At 70.3% G+C, this 17,890-nt stretch carries 13 protein-coding genes; 9 read left to right on the top strand and 4 right to left on the bottom strand.

Annotation, left to right across the window (positions count from 1 at the left end; all coding sequences use genetic code 11):
* Positions 1 to 40: 40 nt before the first annotated feature.
* Complete coding sequence (locus V5O49_RS09100; protein ID WP_332901943.1) at positions 41 to 583, top strand: GNAT family N-acetyltransferase; 543 nt, start codon at positions 41 to 43, stop codon at positions 581 to 583.
* A 220-nt stretch (positions 584 to 803) separates the two neighbouring features.
* Here the strand turns inward: V5O49_RS09100 and V5O49_RS09105 are convergent, their stop codons facing one another.
* Positions 804 to 1,928: a GNAT family N-acetyltransferase gene (locus tag V5O49_RS09105; RefSeq protein ID WP_332901944.1), complete on the bottom strand. Its 1,125-nt coding sequence runs from the start codon at positions 1,926 to 1,928 to the stop codon at positions 804 to 806.
* 66 nt (positions 1,929 to 1,994) lie between these two features.
* Here V5O49_RS09105 and metH point away from each other — a divergent pair, with 66 nt between their 5' ends.
* On the top strand, positions 1,995 to 5,609 hold the full coding sequence (gene metH, locus V5O49_RS09110) for a methionine synthase (RefSeq protein WP_405001159.1): 3,615 nt from the start codon (positions 1,995 to 1,997) through the stop codon (positions 5,607 to 5,609).
* 68 nt (positions 5,610 to 5,677) lie between these two features.
* Here metH and V5O49_RS09115 read toward each other — a convergent pair whose 3' ends face one another.
* Together V5O49_RS09115 and V5O49_RS09120 are read right to left on the bottom strand one after the other, a co-directional pair.
* A complete protein-coding gene (locus V5O49_RS09115) occupies positions 5,678 to 7,822 on the bottom strand; it encodes a DEAD/DEAH box helicase (RefSeq protein ID WP_332901946.1) in 2,145 nt (714 codons plus the stop codon).
* Entirely contained in the window at positions 7,807 to 8,646 is an 840-nt protein-coding gene (locus V5O49_RS09120) for a HamA C-terminal domain-containing protein (protein ID WP_332901947.1), read from the bottom strand. Before V5O49_RS09120 ends, V5O49_RS09115 begins: the two co-directional genes overlap by 16 nt.
* 381 nt (positions 8,647 to 9,027) lie before the next feature.
* Between V5O49_RS09120 and V5O49_RS09125 the strand changes: the two genes are divergently transcribed.
* The 7 genes from V5O49_RS09125 to V5O49_RS09155 all read left to right on the top strand — a co-directional run bounded on the left by V5O49_RS09125 (position 9,028) and on the right by V5O49_RS09155 (position 16,982).
* Complete coding sequence (locus V5O49_RS09125) at positions 9,028 to 9,765, top strand: HAD family hydrolase (protein WP_332901948.1); 738 nt, start codon at positions 9,028 to 9,030, stop codon at positions 9,763 to 9,765.
* Between the two features lie 8 nt (positions 9,766 to 9,773).
* Positions 9,774 to 10,799: a phosphate/phosphite/phosphonate ABC transporter substrate-binding protein gene (phnD, locus tag V5O49_RS09130; RefSeq protein ID WP_332901949.1), complete on the top strand. Its 1,026-nt coding sequence runs from the start codon at positions 9,774 to 9,776 to the stop codon at positions 10,797 to 10,799.
* Positions 10,800 to 10,804: 5 nt separating this feature from the next.
* Complete coding sequence (phnC, locus tag V5O49_RS09135; RefSeq protein ID WP_332901950.1) at positions 10,805 to 11,632, top strand: phosphonate ABC transporter ATP-binding protein; 828 nt, start codon at positions 10,805 to 10,807, stop codon at positions 11,630 to 11,632.
* Positions 11,629 to 12,453 carry a phosphonate ABC transporter, permease protein PhnE gene (gene phnE, locus V5O49_RS09140; RefSeq protein WP_332901951.1) on the top strand — a complete coding sequence of 275 codons (825 nt, stop codon included), beginning with the start codon at positions 11,629 to 11,631 and terminating at the stop codon, positions 12,451 to 12,453. Before phnC ends, phnE (V5O49_RS09140) begins: the two co-directional genes overlap by 4 nt.
* Positions 12,450 to 13,307 carry a phosphonate ABC transporter, permease protein PhnE gene (gene phnE, locus V5O49_RS09145; protein ID WP_332901952.1) on the top strand — a complete coding sequence of 286 codons (858 nt, stop codon included), beginning with the start codon at positions 12,450 to 12,452 and terminating at the stop codon, positions 13,305 to 13,307. The genes phnE (V5O49_RS09140) and phnE (V5O49_RS09145) overlap by 4 nt, the downstream gene beginning before the upstream one ends.
* Before the next feature lies 1 nt (position 13,308).
* Entirely contained in the window at positions 13,309 to 14,169 is an 861-nt protein-coding gene (locus tag V5O49_RS09150) for a MurR/RpiR family transcriptional regulator (RefSeq protein WP_332901953.1), read from the top strand.
* A 128-nt stretch (positions 14,170 to 14,297) separates the two neighbouring features.
* A complete protein-coding gene (locus V5O49_RS09155; protein WP_332901954.1) occupies positions 14,298 to 16,982 on the top strand; it encodes a helix-turn-helix transcriptional regulator in 2,685 nt (894 codons plus the stop codon).
* Positions 16,983 to 17,049: 67 nt separating this feature from the next.
* Here V5O49_RS09155 and V5O49_RS09160 read toward each other — a convergent pair whose 3' ends face one another.
* The gene (locus V5O49_RS09160) at positions 17,050 to 17,886 is read right to left on the bottom strand and encodes an META domain-containing protein (protein ID WP_332901955.1); all 837 of its coding nucleotides are present in this window, start codon (positions 17,884 to 17,886) and stop codon (positions 17,050 to 17,052) included.
* Positions 17,887 to 17,890 lie beyond the last annotated feature (4 nt).

Below are 17,890 nucleotides of genomic sequence, written 5' to 3' on the forward strand. Positions count from 1 at the left end.
GCGGCAGCGTAGCGGGCGGCCGGGGTGCGATCCTGCCGCCATGACCGACGCACCCGTGGTTCGCCCGCTCACCCCTGACGACGCCGAGGCGGTGCTGGCGGCGTTCTGCTCGGCGCCCGACATGGCACGCCAGGGCGCGGTGACGACGCCGCAGGAGGCCGAGCGGTACGTCGACCGGCTGACGGACGCCGACGGCCCGCACCGCGCCTGGGCCGTCGACGACAGGGGCACCTGCGTCGGGCTCGTCGCCGTCACGATCGACGCGGTAAACGCCAACGGCTGGTTCTGGTACTGGGTGCACGCCGCGCACCGCGGACGCGGGCTGGCCCGACGGGCCGCGACGGCGGTGGCCGACTGGGCCCTGTCCGACGGCGGGCTGCACCGGCTGGAGCTCGGGCACCGGGTCAACAACCCGGCGTCGGGCGCGGTGGCACGGGCCGCAGGGTTCGTCCGCGAGGGCACCGAGCGCGAGAAGTTCCTCGTGGACGGTCGGCGGGTCGACGTCGCGACCTACGGGCGGCTGCGCACCGACCCGGTGCCGGACACCGAGCGGCTCGTGCGCGCAGGGTGGGCGGCGACATAGCGACCGGTGGCCTCCGATCGCTGCGCAGACTTGACGACGCGTCCCTCAAGCTTCGCCGATGCCTTCGTCGAGCGGGCGGCGACCCGGGCCGCGCCCTTCGAACTGATGATCTTGGCCATCTGGACCACCTCCTTCACCCTCGGACCAAGGATAGCGCCGAGCCCAGCGCCCCAACAGGCATGTGAGAGGGCAAGACCCGAGCGCACAACGACGGCAGCGTCTACAGCTCGATGCTGAGCAGCCGCGACCCGTGGGTCTTGGTGTACCCGAGGCTCGCGTACAGCCCGTCGGCGCCGGACGGGTTGGCGGTGTCGACGTCGAGGCACGCGTACTCCATGCCGTCGGCGGCGAAGGACCGCATGCTCGCCAGCAGCGCGGCGAGCCCGGCCTTGCGGCCGCGGTAGGCCCGCCGGGTGCCGAGCACGCCGGTGTACCCGAAGGTGTACCCGCGCACGGCGAAGTCCTCCTCGAACCGGAGGTTCACGGCGTACCCGACGACGAGCGGCTCCCCGGCGCGCAGCGCGGCCGCGGTCTCGTCGTCGGTGCGGGAGTCGGCGAGGAGCGCCTCGACGTCGGGGGCGTCATCGACCACGACGTGACTCCACTGCGGTGCAAAGCCGGTGCGCCCGCGCTGCCACTGCTCGCGGGTGTTGGGCTCGCTGCCCCAGTGGTCGCGGAAGGCGTCGTTGTGCGCCAGGCGCGTGGCCTCGTCGAGCGCGGTGCTGAACGGCACGAGTCGCAGCGACCCGTCGAGGACGACGTCGGGCAGCGGGGCGGCCTCCAGGTCGCGCAGGTCGCGGCGCAGGTCGGAGTAGAACCGGCGGGGCTCGAAGCCCGCCCGCTCGTACAGGCGCAGCTTCGAGGCCGGTCCGTCGTCCTCGGCGAAGACGCCGATCCGGGCGGGCAGCTCCTTGCCCGACGCCGCGAGCACCTGCCGGGCGCGGGCGACCTGCCAGGCGAACAGCTCGCGGCCGATGCCCTCGCCGCGGCGGGACGGATGCACCCCGCCGAACAGGAACGCCCGCAGCGTGCGGGTGTCGCCGGGCATGGTCTCGACGTGGCCGTAGGCCCGCAGCGCGCCGTCGGCGTCGAACCCGAGCACGGAGTCGACGTCGAACCGGCGCCACGGGGCGTCGAAGAGGTCGGTGATCTCCTCGAGGGTCTCGCGGTACGGCTCGGCGTCGGCCGCGGCGATGGTGTTGCGCAGCTCGAGCAGCGCGGGGGCGTCGTCGGCGGTGGCCGCGCGCCAGGTCAGCCCGCCCGCGGTGAGCGTGGGCAGGGTCGCCGGGGCGTCCGCGCGCTCGGCGATCGGGGCGAGGTCCGGTGAGGTCTCCACGGTGGCCATGGGGCGAGCGTAGGTCTCACCAGGTGTGCGCCGCACCCTGTTTAGGCCCGGCCGAACTAGGCTGTCGTGGTGACCTCCACGCTCGACATCGCCGCTGCCGACGCCCGTTCCGCCGCCCTGCGCGAGGCGCTGCGCACCCGGGTGGTGGTGGGCGACGGCGCCATGGGCACCATGATCCAGGCCGCCGACCCGACCCTGGAGGACTACCAGCAGCTCGAGGGCTGCAACGAGATCCTCAACGTCACCCGCCCGGACATCGTGCGCGGCGTGCACGACGGGTTCCTCGAGGTCGGCGTGGACGCGATCGAGTCGAACACGTTCGGCGCGAACTGGTCGAACCTGTCGGACTACGGCATCGACGACCGCATCCGCGAGCTGGCCCGCGTCGGCGCGGAGCTGGCCCGTGAGCGCGCCGACGTCTACGCGACGCCGGACCACCCGCGCTGGGTGCTGGGTTCGATGGGTCCGGGCACGAAGCTGCCCTCGCTGGGGCACACCACGTACGAGCACCTGCGCGACACGTTCGCCGAGCAGGCCGCCGGGCTGCTGGAGGGCGGCGCGGACGCGATCCTGGTGGAGACCAGCCAGGACCTGCTGCAGACCAAGGCCGCGGTGACGGGCGCGCACGAGGCGATGCGGCCGGTCGAGGAGGGCGGCGTCGGCCGCGTCGTCCCGGTGATCGCCTCGGTGACCGTGGAGACCACCGGCACCATGCTCATGGGCTCGGAGATCGGGGCGGCGCTGACCACGCTGCAGGCCGTCGGCGTGGACGCCATCGGCCTGAACTGCGCCACCGGCCCGGACCAGATGAGCGAGCACCTGCGCTACCTGGCCAAGCACGCCGAGGTGCCGGTCACGTGCATGCCGAACGCCGGTCTGCCCGAGCTCGGCCCGCACGGCGCCGTCTACCCGCTGACCCCGGACGAGCTGGCGGCGGCGCACAGCCAGTTCGTCGACGAGTTCGGCCTGGGCATGGTGGGCGGCTGCTGCGGCACGACGCCGGAGCACCTGGCGCGCGTGGTCGAGGCGGTGCGCGGTCGCTCGCTGCCGGAGCGCGAGGTGGAGCGCACCAGCGGTGTCGCGTCGCTGTACTCGCACACGGACCTGTCCCAGGACGCCTCGTACCTGGCGATCGGTGAGCGCACCAACGCCAACGGCTCCAAGGCGTTCCGCGAGGCGCTGCTGGAGGGCCGGTGGGACGACATCGTCGACATCGCCCGCGACCAGACGCGGCACGGCGCCCACCTGCTCGACGTGTGCGTCGACTACGTGGGGCGTGACGGCGTCGCGGACGTGCGGGAGGTCGTCTCGCGGCTGGCGAGCGCCTCGACGCTGCCGCTGGTGATCGACTCCACCGAGCCGGAGGTGATCCGCGCCGGCCTGGAGCTGGTGGGCGGGCGCGCCGTGGTGAACTCGGTGAACTTCGAGGACTCCGACGGCCCCGGGTCGCGGTTCCAGCGGATCATGCCGGCCGTGCGCGAGCACGGTGCCGCCGTCGTCGCCCTGACCATCGACGAGGAGGGCCAGGCCCGCACCACGGAGAAGAAGGTCGCGATCGCCTCGCGCCTCATCGACACCCTGACGCAGCAGTGGGGCATGCGGGTGGACGACATCATCGTCGACGCCCTGACCTTCCCCATCGCGACCGGGCAGGAGGAGACGCGGCGCGACGCCATCGAGACGATCGAGGCGATCCGCGAGATCAACCGGCTCTACCCCGGCGTGCACACCACGCTCGGTGTCTCGAACGTGTCGTTCGGTCTCAACGCGGCCGCGCGCACGGTGCTGAACTCGGTGTTCCTGCACGAGGCCACGCAGGCCGGCCTGGACTCCGCGATCGTGCACGCCGCGAAGATCCTGCCGCGCACCGCCATCGACGACGAGCAGTGGCAGGCCGCCGAGGACCTCGTGTGGGACCGGCGGCGGTACGACGACGAGGGCAACCTGACCCACGACCCGCTGTCGCACCTGCTGGAGGTGTTCTCCGGCGTCGACGCCGCCGCGATGCGCGACCAGCGGGCCGCCGAGCTGGCCGCGCTGCCCGTGGGCGAGCGGCTGGAGCGGCGCATCATCGACGGCGCGCGCAAGGGTCTCGAGGACGACCTGGAGACCGCCCTGGCCGACGGCATGAAGGCCCTCGACATCGTCAACACCCACCTGCTGGGCGGGATGAAGGTCGTCGGCGAGCTGTTCGGGTCCGGGCAGATGCAGCTGCCGTTCGTGCTGCAGTCCGCCGAGGTCATGAAGACCGCGGTGGCGCTGCTCGAGCCGCACATGGAGAAGGTCGAGGGCGCCGAGGAGCAGTCCAAGGGCGTCATCGTGCTGGCGACCGTGCGCGGCGACGTGCACGACATCGGCAAGAACCTCGTCGACATCATCCTGACGAACAACGGCTACACGGTGGTCAACATCGGCATCAAGCAGCCGATCTCGGCCATGATCGAGGCCGCCGAGGAGCACGGCGCCGACGTCATCGGCATGTCCGGGCTGCTGGTGAAGTCGACCGTGGTGATGAAGGAGAACCTCGAGGAGCTCGTCTCGCGCGGCCTGGAGAAGCGCTGGCCGATCCTGCTCGGCGGCGCGGCCCTGACCCGCACCTTCGTCGAGGACGACCTCGCCTCCGCCTTCCCCGGTGTGGTGCGGTACGCCCGCGACGCCTTCGAGGGGCTGCGCCTCATGGAGCCGCTGGTGGCCGTGGCGCGCGGCGCCGACCCCGAGGCGGTCGGGCTGCCGGCGCTGCGCAAGCGCCGCCACAATGTCGTCAAGGTGACCGAGACCGCGGTCGAGGACCTGCCCGAGCGGTCCGACGTCGCGACCGACAACGAGGTACCCGCTCCCCCGTTCTGGGGCACGCGCGTGGTCAAGGGCATCCAACTCGCCGACTACGCCGCGTTCCTCGACGAGCGCGCGACGTTCATGGGCCAGTGGGGCCTGAAGCCCGGTCGCGGCGAGGACGGGGCCTCGTACGAGGAGCTCGTCGAGACCGAGGGCCGGCCGCGCCTGGCCCAGTGGCTCGACACGATCCGCACCGACCAGATCATGGACCCGACCGTCGTCTACGGTTACTTCCCCGTCTGGTCCGAGGGCGATGACATCGTCGTGGCGCACCACGGGCCCGGCCTGGCCGGCATCGGGGCGCCCGACGGCGGATCCGGCGGTGAGCCGGGGACCGAGCGGCTGCGCTTCACCTTCCCGCGCCAGAAGCGCGACCGGCACCTGTGCCTGGCCGACTTCGTGCGCCCCAAGTCGTGGGTCGAGCAGACCGGCCGCTACGACGTGCTGCCCATCCAGCTCGCCACCGTCGGGGACCCGGTGTCCGCGTACACGGCGAAGCTGTTCGCCGACAACAAGTACCGCGAGTACATGGAGCTGCACGGGCTGTCCGTGCAGCTCACCGAGGCGCTGGCCGAGTTCTGGCACTCCCGCGTGCGCTCCGAGCTCGGGTTCGGCGACGAGGACCCCGACGACGTCGAGGGCATGTTCAAGCTCGAGTACCGCGGGGCGCGCATCTCACTCGGCTATCCGGCCTGCCCCGACATGGAGGACCGCACGAAGGTCGTCGAGCTGCTGCGGCCGGAGCGGGTCGGCGTGACGCTCAGCGACGAGCTGCAGCTTCACCCGGAGCAGTCGACGGACGCGTTCGTGCTGCATCACCCCGAGGCCAAGTACTACAGCGTGTGATCGATGAACCCAACGCGGATCGCCTTCAAATCGATGAAACACGAAAAAATCCGCTCGGGCTGCACGTGCTAATGGCTAAACAGTCCCGAATGCGGTCCAGCAATCCCAACTACCGCGTCTTCGAGTATCCACTGCTCAACGGAAGACAATTGCGATACAAGGCGCGCGTCGCCTGCGAAATCGACCAAGCCCTCAAGCAATTGATGCACGTCACTACCGCGCAACCCGAGCTCTCTTAAGCGCAGGCCCAACGGAATCGGGATACCATAGTCCTCGAGTTGTGCGACTCCCGAAGGCAAATAGAGCCCTTCGATCTCGCGAATCAAGTACTCATAGTTTGCCCGCGACAGACCTCTCCGATCCGCAAGCACTTCTGCATGGATGACCTGCATCGCACGCAGCATTGACGGGATCGTGAAACCCATCCAGTTGCGCTGAAACTTCAATACATCATCGACGATGTCGCTGGTCGATTGATTCTTGAAGGCATACCGTGCCTGCTGCTCCACCTGTGCTCTCATGTCGCCAGCATTAATTCGCGCATTCTGCAACTTTCCCCAGAGCGCACTAAAACTCATCAATCGTCTCTGCCTACCTGAAAGCAAGAACTTGAAAGCAAACTCCAAAGTCGCCTTGGCTTGCTCCACTCGTGGATTGCCCGACCACGAAATCGCCTCGGCGTCAGCCATCGACATCTCAGCCATTTGACGTGCCGCAAGCAATTGCAGTTCAGGATCATATCCACGATTAGCGCGAATAGCCCGTAACGAGAGGATATCTTGGGCCAGAACTGGACCAACCCTTTCCCTCGATTCCGCGGTCAGATCCAACTCATCAATGTGCACCAAATCTGCGTCCGCGGCCAACTCCGACTGACTCTCAACCGGGATATCAACAACCGTCTCCTCGATATGCGGAACGGGCATATATGTCACCACCTGGCCCACAAAGTTGCGAAACATGCGCCCAGCCCGACCGCGAATGTTGTTGAACGTGAAGAAGTCAATCAGTTGGCCATCGATCTTCTTCTCAAATATCACAACATTTCGAGCCGATGTGTTGACGCCCTCGATGAGTGTGGAAGTACACACCATTGCAGGCACAAGCCCGTCGTTGAAGAGTCGAATCATTATCCGTTGAAGACTGCGGGGCAGCGGGCCGGTGTGTGTGGCTACGCCTGCGCGCAAAGCGTGGGGGACATCCCAATCCGCGTAGTAGTTGTCGGCAATCCAATCTGCCACATTGACGCCGGTCCCATCAGGACTGACGTTCACCGCCGACTCGAGTAGGCGGGATAATGTGACGGCCTTCTTTGGGGTACCCGTAAACACCAAGGTTGAACCCCGCAAATCCCGCGAGACCAGTTCAACAAGGTCTGACTCTTGGTCCTCAATCGAAGATCGGTCAACGACATCGACCGCAACGGGCCGGAAATCAGTCCTGACAAGATTGTCTCGAAGCCGGGCAGGTAGACGCTCGTCGAGTCGATCGACGTTTGGCCCAATCAGGTAGTATTGAGCTCCCGTTGCGCTCAATCTGCGCCAAGCCAGATTCAACAGGCTTCGCCTCGGGTCCTCTTGCGCACCCGAACCGAGTTTATAGAACTCGTCAATCATGAAGAAGTCAACTTCGGGCAACGAGTCGACCTCCAGGAAGCGCTCCTGCGTCATGACAATAATATTCTTGGATGCGAACTCTTCAGTGGGATGCGTTACTATCCTATATTCGTTTCTGAACTTAGCAAGGCGACGTCGAGTCTCGTCGACCAACGCGATTGTGGGAACAATCAGAACGAAGGTGGACCATTGCTCAGATGCAACGAGTGCATCGACCAGGGCCGATTTCCCGAACGACGTGGGCGCCGAAAGAATTACAGACTCCCCGTCCATGAGCCTTTGATAAACGCGCTGCTGCTCCGAGTGGAACGTGAAGCCCTCTTCCGCTAGTTCCGGCGGCGTGTGCAGTTCGACCGCGAACGCCTCCCAGGAACCCAGCTCATCTACCGAAGGTCCCATATACGGGTAGAGCCCGAAACGGGCGCAGAGAGTGTCGACCGTTGGCCGATTCGATAGTCCGTCATAAGCGTCTAGAAAGCGGATTAGCCGTTCACGGCCCTCTACTTCTCGCCCGGGATCGAGCGCAAGGAGCGAGATCTCGCGAATCTGCTCAAACGTATCCAAAACTACCCTCCCCGCCTCTAGATTCCCTGCCATGTTCGCAGTTTCTCATGCAGAGCATCGGTCAAGGATTTCTTGTCGTCGAGCGGCAAAAGAATAAGATGCAGCGAAATCGGGAAGTCTTCAGGAAGCGCGTCGCAAAAACGTTCCCAAGCCGCTTCAGCCTCCGCTTCGAGCGCCTTGATATAGGCTTCATCTAGGATGGAATGACTTGACACTGCTCTACTGTCATAAGTAAGCATTGCCGGAATCACTATGCGATTTAAGATCTGGTCTAGCGACCTGTTCTGATGAAGCATTGAGGCGACCTGCGTCGAGTATGGCCAATTCGGGTCAAGTTTGTTGACGATCGCTACAAACTCGTTCCTCAGGAATCCCTGTTCAATATGATCGCGGAGCTCCGCGGCGCAGTCACGAATCGCGGAGTTGACGCTCGTATAGTACTTTACTTCACCCAGCCACAGCTCGACTTCCCCGTCGTTCTCTATCAGGTGAACACAATCGAATCCCTTGACGGTGTCGTTCGCGCTATCTTTGAAATGTATCTTGCTGATGGCCGGCTCGGCATGGAAGAAGTCTTTGACCACGCCATGCAGGAGTAGCTCGCCAAATTCGCCGCGCCGCTTATATTTTTCGGTACCATAGACCGCCTGCGCGGCCTTCTTCAGCATCCTTGCAGCAGTATCACCAGTGATTGAACTCCAGTCCGTGAAGCTCAATGCAAACGAAGGTAGATGGCGTGAGAATACATCGCTAGCCATCTCTTCCGTTCGCCACTGGCCAAGCTCGTACCCTGGACAAATTGCGGTAAGCGGAGGTTGCTTCGCGAGGTCCTGTACTCGCACCTGCTGGACGGTCACCACAGCAAAGAACCCTGACCCGGGCTTCGTGCCGGGTCCACGCTCGCGGGACGCTCGACGACCAACTTCGCGACGCTCACAATGCGCGGTTCAACTCGCGCATGGGATGCAAACCGGACTGCACTCATCTGTTGGATGCTATCGATCTCTGTGGCTCAGTGCTGTCGCTGAGGGGGTGAAGTTTGCTCAGGACATCATCCCCTCTGATGGCTCTACTAACTGTTGGCGCACGCTCCGGCGCGGTACATGGGTTTGGTGAGAAGTCAGGGCGGGCACCACTGCGGCGTCGACGTCGACATCCGCTGTTCACCTCCTCGTGACCGAACAGTTCACACAGCCTGGTTACCGTGAACGCATCGTCCACCAGAGGAGGCAGCCCGCGTGACCCCGACCATCCTGTTCGACTTCGACGGCACGCTCGCCGTCGGTGACGGCCCCGTGCTCGCGTTCGCCCGGCAGGTCGCGGGGCACGCCGGGCCCGGGTACCTCGAGCGGGTCATGGCCACGTTGCGCGAGCACGACGCCGGCACGGCCACCCAGTTCCGCGACGGGTACGACGTCGTCGGAACCCTGGCCCGCCAGGACGGCGTCGACCCCACCGCCCTGCAGCACGCCTACCTCGCCAGCCGTAGCGTCCTCGGCACCCCTGAGGCGCCCGTCGACGCAGCCCCCGGACTGGCACAACTCCTGGACGCACTCCCCCACGCCGTCCGCGTCGTCCTCGCCACCAACGCCCCCGGCGTCGGCGTCGAACGCCTCCTGACCACCTGGGGCGTCCGCGAGCGCTTCGCCGCCCTGCACTACGACGTCGGCAAGCCCGCCGGACTCACCCCGATCGTCGAGGCCGCCCTCGCCGACGGCCCGGTGCTCGCCGTCGGAGACATCGTGGAGAACGACCTGGCACCCGCCACGGCGCTCGGCGCCGCGACGGCGCTGGTCGGCCCCACGGCCGACACACCGCCCGCCAGCGTGACGATGCACGCCCGCACGCTCGACGCCCTCGCCCCCGACATCACGGCGTGGGCCCGCCGAGCCACCACCACAGCCCCCACTGAAGCCACCCCCGCGAACCACCCCGAGTCCGTGCCGACCGGCACGGCCGACTCCCTCGAAAGGTGACCCTCCCCATGCGCAAGTCCCTGCTCGCTCCCGGTGCCGCCGCGGCGCTCGTCCTCGCGCTCGCCGGTTGCGCCGGAGCCGATGACGCCGGCAGCAGCGCCGACGCCGACTCGACCGACGCCGGCACCGAGTGGCCCGAGTCGATCACCATGTCCCTGGTGCCGTCCGTCGAGGGCGAGAACCTCGCCGAGGCGCTCGACCCGCTGACCACCTACCTCTCGGACGGTCTCGGCATCGAGGTCGAGGGCGTCGTCGCGAACGACTACACGGCCACGGTCGAGGCGCTCGGCGCCGACCAGGCGCAGGTGATCATCACCGACGCCGGCTCGCTGTACCAGGCGACCGAGCGCTACGGCGCGGAGCTCGTCCTGCGCGACGTCCGCTTCGGCGCCACGTCCTACGCGTCGGTCGCGTACACGAACAACCCCGACAAGTACTGCGAGGACGAGCCCGTGCTCGCCACCTACGAGGCCAGCGGCATCGAGCTGTCCTACTGCAACGGCCTGGAGGAGGCCGGCGCCGCGGCGACCGGTCAGGGCCCGGCCGCCACCGACGTCTTCGGCGACCTCGCCGGTGCGGACGTCGCGCTGCAGGCCGCCACCTCGCCGGCCGGCTACCAGTACCCGGTGGTGCTTATGCGCGAGGCGGGCCTGGACACCGACGCCGACATCACCCAGATCCCCGTCGAGGGCAACAACAACGCCGTGCTCGCCGTCGCCAACGGCGACGCCGAGGTCGGGTTCGCCTACTGGGACGCCCGCACCACGGTCACCGAGGAGGTCCCCGACATCGCCGACAAGGCCGTGGCCTTCGCCTACACCGACATGATCCCCAACGGCGGCGTCGCCGTCACCGACACCCTGCCCGACGACCTCGTCGCCGAGCTCACCCAGCTCATGGACGACTACGCCGACTCCTCCGACGAGGCCGCCGACGTCATGTTCGAGCTCGTCGGCCTGTCCGACTGGACGGCCGAGACCGCCGACGACGAGATCGCCCGCTACGGCGAGATCCTCGAGCAGTTCGCCGGCTGACTGCCATGACTCACGACAGCCAGGCGGCGGAGGCCGGGCACGCCCCGGCCTCCGCCGCGTGGCCGATCCGCCTCGACGGCGTCTCGGTCACCTACCCGAACGGCACCACCGCCCTGCGCGACGTCTCCCTGGACATCGACGCCGGGGAGATGGTCTCGATCGTCGGCCTGTCCGGCTCGGGCAAGTCGACCCTGATCCGCACCATCAACGGCCTCGTGCCCGTCACCTCCGGCACCGTGACCGTCGGCCCGCACACGGTCTCCGGTCTGCACGGTCGCCGCCTGCGCGAGGTGCGCGGGCACGTCGGCATGATCTTCCAGGGCTTCAACCTGGCCACCCGGGTCGACGTCTACCGCAACGCGCTGGTCGGCCGGTTCGCCCGCGCCGGGCGGCTGCGCACGCTCCTCGGCGTCACCAGCGCCCGCGACCGCGAGGTCGCCCTGACCGCCCTGGACACCGTCAGCATGCTCGACAAGGTCTGGTCGCGGGCCGGGGCGCTGTCCGGCGGGCAGCAGCAGCGCGTCGCCATCGCCCGGGCGTTGTCCCAGGAGCCGAGCATCATGCTCGCCGACGAGCCCGTCGCCAGCCTCGACCCGCCCACCGCGCACGCCGTGATGTCCGAGCTGGAACGCATCAACGCCGAACGCCACCTCACGGTGCTGGTCAACCTGCACCTGATGGACCTCGCCCGGCAGTACACCCGCCGCATGATCGGGCTGCGCGACGGCGAGCTCGTCTACGACGGCCCCGCGGCCGAGGCCACCGAGGCCGACTTCGAGCAGATCTACGGCCGCCGCATCCGCCCGCAGGACCGGCTCGGGGACCGCACGTGAGCCCGGGCACGACGGCGGAACCCGCCCCGCGCCTCGACGTCCCGCCGCGCCCGCGCACCTGGCCGCGCCGCACCCTGGTCGTCTCGGCGCTGGCGGCGTTCACCGTGGCGACCTGCCTGCCCGCGATCGGCGGCGTCGAGATCGACCTGGGCGCCATCGCGCGGAACTGGCGCCACGGCGCGGCCAACCTGTCCGCGCTGCTGCAGCCGAACTGGTCGTTCCTCCCGCGCACGATCCAGCCGATGCTGGAGACCCTGCAGATGGCGTTCGTCGGCGCCGCGATCGCCGCCGCGCTGTCCGTGCCGCTGACGCTGTGGGCGGCCCGACCCACCAACCCGAACTCGGTCACCCGCACCGCGGTGCGCGCCGTCATCAACGTCGTCCGCGCCGTCCCGGACCTCGTCTGGGCGACCATCCTGGTGGCGATGGTGGGCGTCGGCGCGCTGCCCGGCCTGCTCACCCTCGTGCTGTTCGACGTCGGCATCGTCGTCAAGCTCGTCTCCGAGGCGATCGACTCGACCGACCACCCCTACCTCGAGGCCGCCCGCGCCGGCGGCGCCACCCAGGGCCGCATGAACCGCGCCCTCGCGCTGCCCCAGAGCCTGCCGCTGTTCAGCAACCAGTGGCTCTACGCCCTCGAGCTGAACGTCCGCATCTCGGCGATCCTCGGCATCGTCGGCGCCGGCGGCATCGGCCGGCTGCTCGACGAACGGTTCGGGTTCTTCGCCTACGGCGACGTGTCCGTCATCATCCTGGAGATCCTCGTCGTCGTGCTCCTCATCGAGGCCGCCTCGAACGTGCTGCGCCGGAGGCTCGCATGAGCGGCATCCTGCAGAACCGAGCCTCACGGTCCCGCACCGCCACGTCACGCCCCGCCGGCGAGCGGCCCGCCTCGGCCCTGCCCCCGCGCCCGTCGCGGCTCGGGCAGACCGTCGCGACCGCCGTCGTCGGCCTCGTGCTGCTCGTCTCCGCCGCGACCCTGGACGTCGAGTGGTCCGACCTGCGCGGGCTGCCCGCCGCCGTGGCCGAGTACGCCGCGCTGATGTTCGCCGACCCGGACTGGTCGCGCCTGCCGCGCGCCCTGTTCGAGATGTGGCGCTCGATCTCCATGGCCTGGCTCGGCGCGATGCTCTGCGTGGTCGTGTCGATCCCGCTCGGCATGCTCGCCGCCCAAGGCGTCGGGCCGGCCTGGCTGCGCCTGGCCCTGCGCGGGCTCTTCGCCGTCATCCGCGCCGTGCCCGAGGTGATCATCGCCCTCGTGCTGCTCACCGTCACCGGGCTCACGCCGTTCACCGGCGCGCTCGCCCTCGGCATCGCCGGGATCGGCACGCAGGGCAAGTGGACCTACGAGACCGTCGAGACGCTGCGTGACGGCGCCGCCGACGCCGTCCGAGCCGCGGGCGGGGGCCGCACCGCCGTCGTCCGCTGGGCGCTGTGGCCCGCCGCTCTGCCTGCGCTGCTGTCCTTCGCGCTGTACCGGTTCGAGATCAACATCCGCATGTCCGCGGTGCTCGGCATCGTCGGCGCCGGCGGCATCGGCAGCATGCTGGCCAACTACACGAACTATCGTGAATGGGACACGGTCGGCATGCTGCTGATCGTGGTCGTCGTGACCACCATGGCCGTCGACGCCGTCTCGGGCGCGCTGCGCCGCCGCATCATGGAAGGGGCCTGAGGTGACCTGGACCGGCTCGGCCGACGCACCCCTGACCGCCCGCATCGTGGCGCTCGCGCCGTCGATGCACCCCGGCGAGCGCCGCGCCGCCGAGGCCATCGCCGCCGACCTGGACGCCGCCGTCGAACGCACCGCCCAGCAGGTGGCCGACGACGTCGGGGTCGGCCGGGCGACCGTCGTGCGCGCCGCGCAGACCCTCGGGTACGAGGGCTACCCGCAGCTGCGCGTCGCCGTCGCCCGCGAGCTCGCGCTGCGCCCGGCGTCGGACGACTCGCCCGACGGCACCATGCTCGGCGCGGTGCGCGAGTCCGTCGACCGGTTCGCCGCCCGCCTCGGGCACACCGTGGCCGGGCTGACCGAGGACGGCCTGCAGGAGTTCGTCCGCGTCCTCGACGACGCGCGGCGCGTGCTCGTCGTCGCCAACGGGCTCTCCTCCCCGCTCGGCCTCGACCTCGTGCTGCGCCTGACGTCCGCGGGCCGGCCCGCCGAGCTGCTGGCCGACGCCCTCGCCCAGCGCATCGCCGCCCGGCAGCTCGGCCCCGAGGCCGTCTGCCTCGTCGTGTCCGGCTCCGGGGCCAACGAGGCCACGCTGGAGGTGATGCGGGCCGCGCACGACGGCGGCACCCCGGTCGTGGCGATCACCTCGTTCGCGCAGTCCCCCGTCGCCCAGCTCGCCGACACCGTGCTCGTCGTCCCGCCGGTCAACGAGTCGTTCCGCGACGAGCTGCTGCACACCTCCCGCGCGGCACTGATGCTCATGATCGAGGCGCTCGTCGAGGTGCTGGTCGCCCGGCGCGGCGAACGCGGGCGGGACGCCCGGGCCGCCGTCCTGCACGAGCTGGGCTCGGCGATCGAGGAGTAGGCGACCGGCCTCCGGTCGCCGGGTCGTCGGCGCGGCACCCGGGCGGTTCGCGCGCTGCACGCCCGTGCACGGGCTCCGCGACGTACCGTGGAGCCGGGGGGCTTCGGCGACCGGGAGCGAGGTGCTGCATGGGCGACCTCTCGGGTGTTCCACGCCTCCCCCCGTGGCTCGCCGCCCGGCCCCGGCTGCTGAGCCGCCTCGACGACGGCGCGCCCCTGACTGTCCTGCGGGGCGCGGGCGGATCGGGCAAGACGACGCTGCTCGCCCAGTGGGTGACGGCTCACGACGACGGTGACGAGGCCGTCGTATGGATCACCCTGGACGCCCAGATCCGGTCGCGGGCCGGGTTCTGGGTGCACGTGCTCTCCCGCCTGCATCGCGCCGGCCTGGTCGACGACGGCACCTTCTACCGCGAGCTGGTGACCGTCGCCGACGCGGCCGCCTCCGTGCGCGACGCCATCGCCCGGAGCCTGTCGTCGGCGCCTCCGGTGCTGCTGGTGCTCGACGACTTCGCGTCCGCCGGGGACTTCTGGGACGACGTCGGCCTCGACCTGCTTGCCGTCCTGCAGGGCGTCCGGACGGCACGGTGCGCCGTGGCGGGCCGGTTCCCGACCGTGCTCGAAGGCCCTGCCGCGCGCAGGACGCTCGGGGCCGTGGTCCTCGCCGACGACGACCTGGCCCTCACCGTGGACGAGGCGCGGGCCGTCGTGGCGAGCAGCGACGTCCGGCTCGACGACTCCGCCGTCGACGTGCTGCTGCGGTCCACCGCACGGCGGTCGGTCCTGGAGCTGCGCTACGCGCTGGACGTCCTCGCCGGCCTCCCCGCGAGCGCCTCGCGGACGCCCGGCCGCCCCCTGACCGCGGCGCAGGCCGCCGAGGCGCTGGCGGCCGGGGTGCGACAGGACCTGTCGGCGCGTGTCCGGGACCCGCACCTGCTCGAGCTGCTCGGGGCCGTGTCCCTGGCACCGTACGCCGACGCCGCGCTGGCGCAGCGGCTCGAGCGCGTCGTCGCCGCCCCCGCCGACCCGGAGACCGCGGTCGACCCGTTGGCGACCCTCGGGCGCCTGGGCCTCGGGTACTGGGCCACGCAGCCCGACGGCACACCGGTGCTCCGGCTGAGCGACCAGGTGCGGGCGGTGGCGGCGGCCCGCTTCGCGGAGACGAACCCGACGCTGGTGCCACGGGTCCTGGACACCGCGGCGCACTGGCTGTGGGAGCAGCGTCACGACGCCGCGACCGCCGTCGAGTACGCGCTGCGCGCGGGGGACCTCGGCTTCGCCGACCACCTGCTCGTGCGGGTCTTCCCCCTGCCGCCGCAGGAGTCGGCACGGCTGGCACGGATGCTCCTGGCGATGCCCGCGGCCCAGGTCCGTTCCCAGCCGTTCCTGGCGATGTTCCTGGCACTGGTCCTCAACGCCCGGCCGGGCACGCAGCGGCGGGCGACCGAGTTCCTGGCGGCGGCCGTGCAGGCGTCGCACCAGCGGATCGCCTCGGCGCCACCGGCCGAACGGGTCGTCCTGTACGGGCTCGAGACCGCCGCCTGGCGGCTGCTCGGCCAGCGCACCCGGATGCTGGACACGGCCCGACGCGCCGTGCGCGAGCTGGCCCTGGCCCGGGAGGACGACGACCTGGACGGCGCCCCGTCGATCGACGGGGCCGCGGCACTGGCCGTCTCCCAGGCGGCCACGAGCCTCTTCTTCGGCGACGACCTCCCCGCGGCCCGGGAGGCGTACGACGCGCTGACCGCGCTGTCCGCCGAGCGGGACTGGCCGCACCTGGCGAACGTCGCGGCGTGCGGCCGCGCCATGGCCGACGTCCTGGACGGGCGATTCGTCGCGGCCCGTGCCGAGCTCGCCGTCGTGCAGCCCGATGCCTGGCCCACGGGTTGGGTCGACGGCTACCAGGGCGCGTTCCGCAGCATCGCCCAGGCCTGGGTGCACATCGACGACGGCGACGCCGAGGCCGCCCTCGCCGAGCTCGAACCCCTCGCCCCGCACCTGGACACCCTGGAGCACTGGGAGTTCGCCGTCGCTGCCGGTGCCGTCGCCCAGGCGCTCCAGGGGCACGCCTCCGAGGCCGAGCGCCGACTGGGACAGGTGCGCCGCGAGCGCGTGCGCCCGACGACGCTGCCCAGCGTCGTCGGGCGCCTGGGAGCGATGCGCACGATCCTGCGGCTCGCCACCGGTGCCGCGCGAGAGGAGTCCCGCCAGCGCCTGCGCGGTCGCGGCCAGGCGGCCGACAGCGCCCTGCGGTCGATCATCGCCGCGGCCCGCGGTCAGGAGGAGGACGCCGTCGCCCTCCTGGCGCAGGCGCAGGGCGCGATCGGCACCCCGTTGCAGGACGCGCTCGTGGCGGTGGCCGGCGTCACGGTGGCGCAGCGGACCGACGCCGCCGTGAGCGCCACGGCGTTCGGCACCACCCTCGCCGCGCTGATGGACCAGCACGGGATCCACTGGCCCGTCACGCTCCTGGCCGAGGAGGACCGTGCCGGGGTCCTCGCGGCGCTCGAGCAGGACGGTGCTCAGGACGCCGCGACGACGCTCGCGCTGGCGTTCGCCCGGGTGCCCGCCGTCGTCGACGGACGGCTGTGGCAGCGCGCCCAGGCTCCTGCCCTGACACCCCGGGAGCGGGAGGTGCTGCACGCGCTGGCCGGGACGGACTCGCGGACCGAGATCGCCGCCGAGCTGGTCGTCTCGGTGAACACCGTCAAGGCACAGCTCCGGACGCTCTACGCCAAGCTCGGCGCCAGGACCCGTGCCGAGGCGCTGACACGGGCCGTGGACCTGGGGCTGCTGGAGGACGTCGACGCCTGACGACGCGAACGGGCCCCGACGCCGCCGGCGTCGGGGCCCGCGGACACGGTGCGGCCGGGACGGATCCTCAGCCCAGCCGGGTCAGCACCAGCCCGTCCGCGCCGCCGTCGAGGCGGAGCTCCTCCCCCGACACCTCGAAGGACGACGCCCCCTGCAGGGTGCGGATCACCGCGGCCTGGACGGGCGTCTCCTGCGGGGTGCAGGCGCCCGTCGTGGTGAGCAACCGGTCGACGTCGAGCGTGCCCCGGTCCGCGCCGACGTCGGGCGTGACCGTCACGGACCCGACGCCGCTGTTGCAGCCCGTGCGCAGGCGCATCGTCTCCTCGGTGAACCAGACCTCGGCCTGCACGGTGCGGGGAACGGCCGTCTCGCGTCCGTCCCGCTGGACATGGGTGACCCGCCACACGACGCCGCCGAGCCGGTCAGCGCGTGGCCGGGTGAGGACCATCTCGTGCGCATCGCCGAGCCGGATCGTCTCACCGTCGACCTGCAGCGCCGGGGCCGACCGCAGGAAGGTCGCGAGCCGTTGCTCGGCCTCCTCCTGCGCGGGACTGCAGGCCTTGCCGGTCGTCGCGAGGGCACCCTCGAGCTCCAGCCGGCCACCGTCCCACCGCGCCTGCGCGGCGAGCGTGTTGCAGCCCGCCGACGCCGCGACGCGGCCCTCCTCGAAGCGGATCGTGACCGGCTCGGCCGGGCCCGTGGCTCCGGGTGCCGGGACGGCCGTGAACGACCGACCCACGAGGGGATCGGCGTCCGGCGTGTCGCCCGTGGCGAACACGGCGGCCCCGCCGGTGACCAGCAGGGCTCCGGCGATGGTGGTGACGACCGCGGGGGCCAGGCGTCGGCGCCAGCGGGCGCGTCGGCGTCGGCGGGTGGGCGGATGCGTGCGGTCAGGGGTGTTCATGGTG

Source organism: Isoptericola haloaureus (genome assembly GCF_036689775.1).
In the GTDB taxonomy this organism is placed as follows: domain Bacteria; phylum Actinomycetota; class Actinomycetes; order Actinomycetales; family Cellulomonadaceae; genus Isoptericola; species Isoptericola haloaureus.

What these genes read in the sequence shown, in the direction of transcription:
- V5O49_RS09160 (WP_332901955.1), bottom strand. Translation starts at nt 17,886, where the DNA reads ATGAACACCCCTGACCGCACGCATCCGCCCACCCGCCGACGCCGACGC.
- V5O49_RS09155 (WP_332901954.1), top strand. Translation starts at nt 14,298, where the DNA reads ATGGGCGACCTCTCGGGTGTTCCACGCCTCCCCCCGTGGCTCGCCGCC.
- phnC (WP_332901950.1), top strand. Translation starts at nt 10,805, where the DNA reads ATGACTCACGACAGCCAGGCGGCGGAGGCCGGGCACGCCCCGGCCTCC.
- V5O49_RS09100 (WP_332901943.1), top strand. Translation starts at nt 41, where the DNA reads ATGACCGACGCACCCGTGGTTCGCCCGCTCACCCCTGACGACGCCGAG.
- V5O49_RS09105 (WP_332901944.1), bottom strand. Translation starts at nt 1,928, where the DNA reads ATGGCCACCGTGGAGACCTCACCGGACCTCGCCCCGATCGCCGAGCGC.
- V5O49_RS09115 (WP_332901946.1), bottom strand. Translation starts at nt 7,822, where the DNA reads ATGGCAGGGAATCTAGAGGCGGGGAGGGTAGTTTTGGATACGTTTGAG.
- phnD (WP_332901949.1), top strand. Translation starts at nt 9,774, where the DNA reads ATGCGCAAGTCCCTGCTCGCTCCCGGTGCCGCCGCGGCGCTCGTCCTC.
- phnE (WP_332901952.1), top strand. Translation starts at nt 12,450, where the DNA reads ATGAGCGGCATCCTGCAGAACCGAGCCTCACGGTCCCGCACCGCCACG.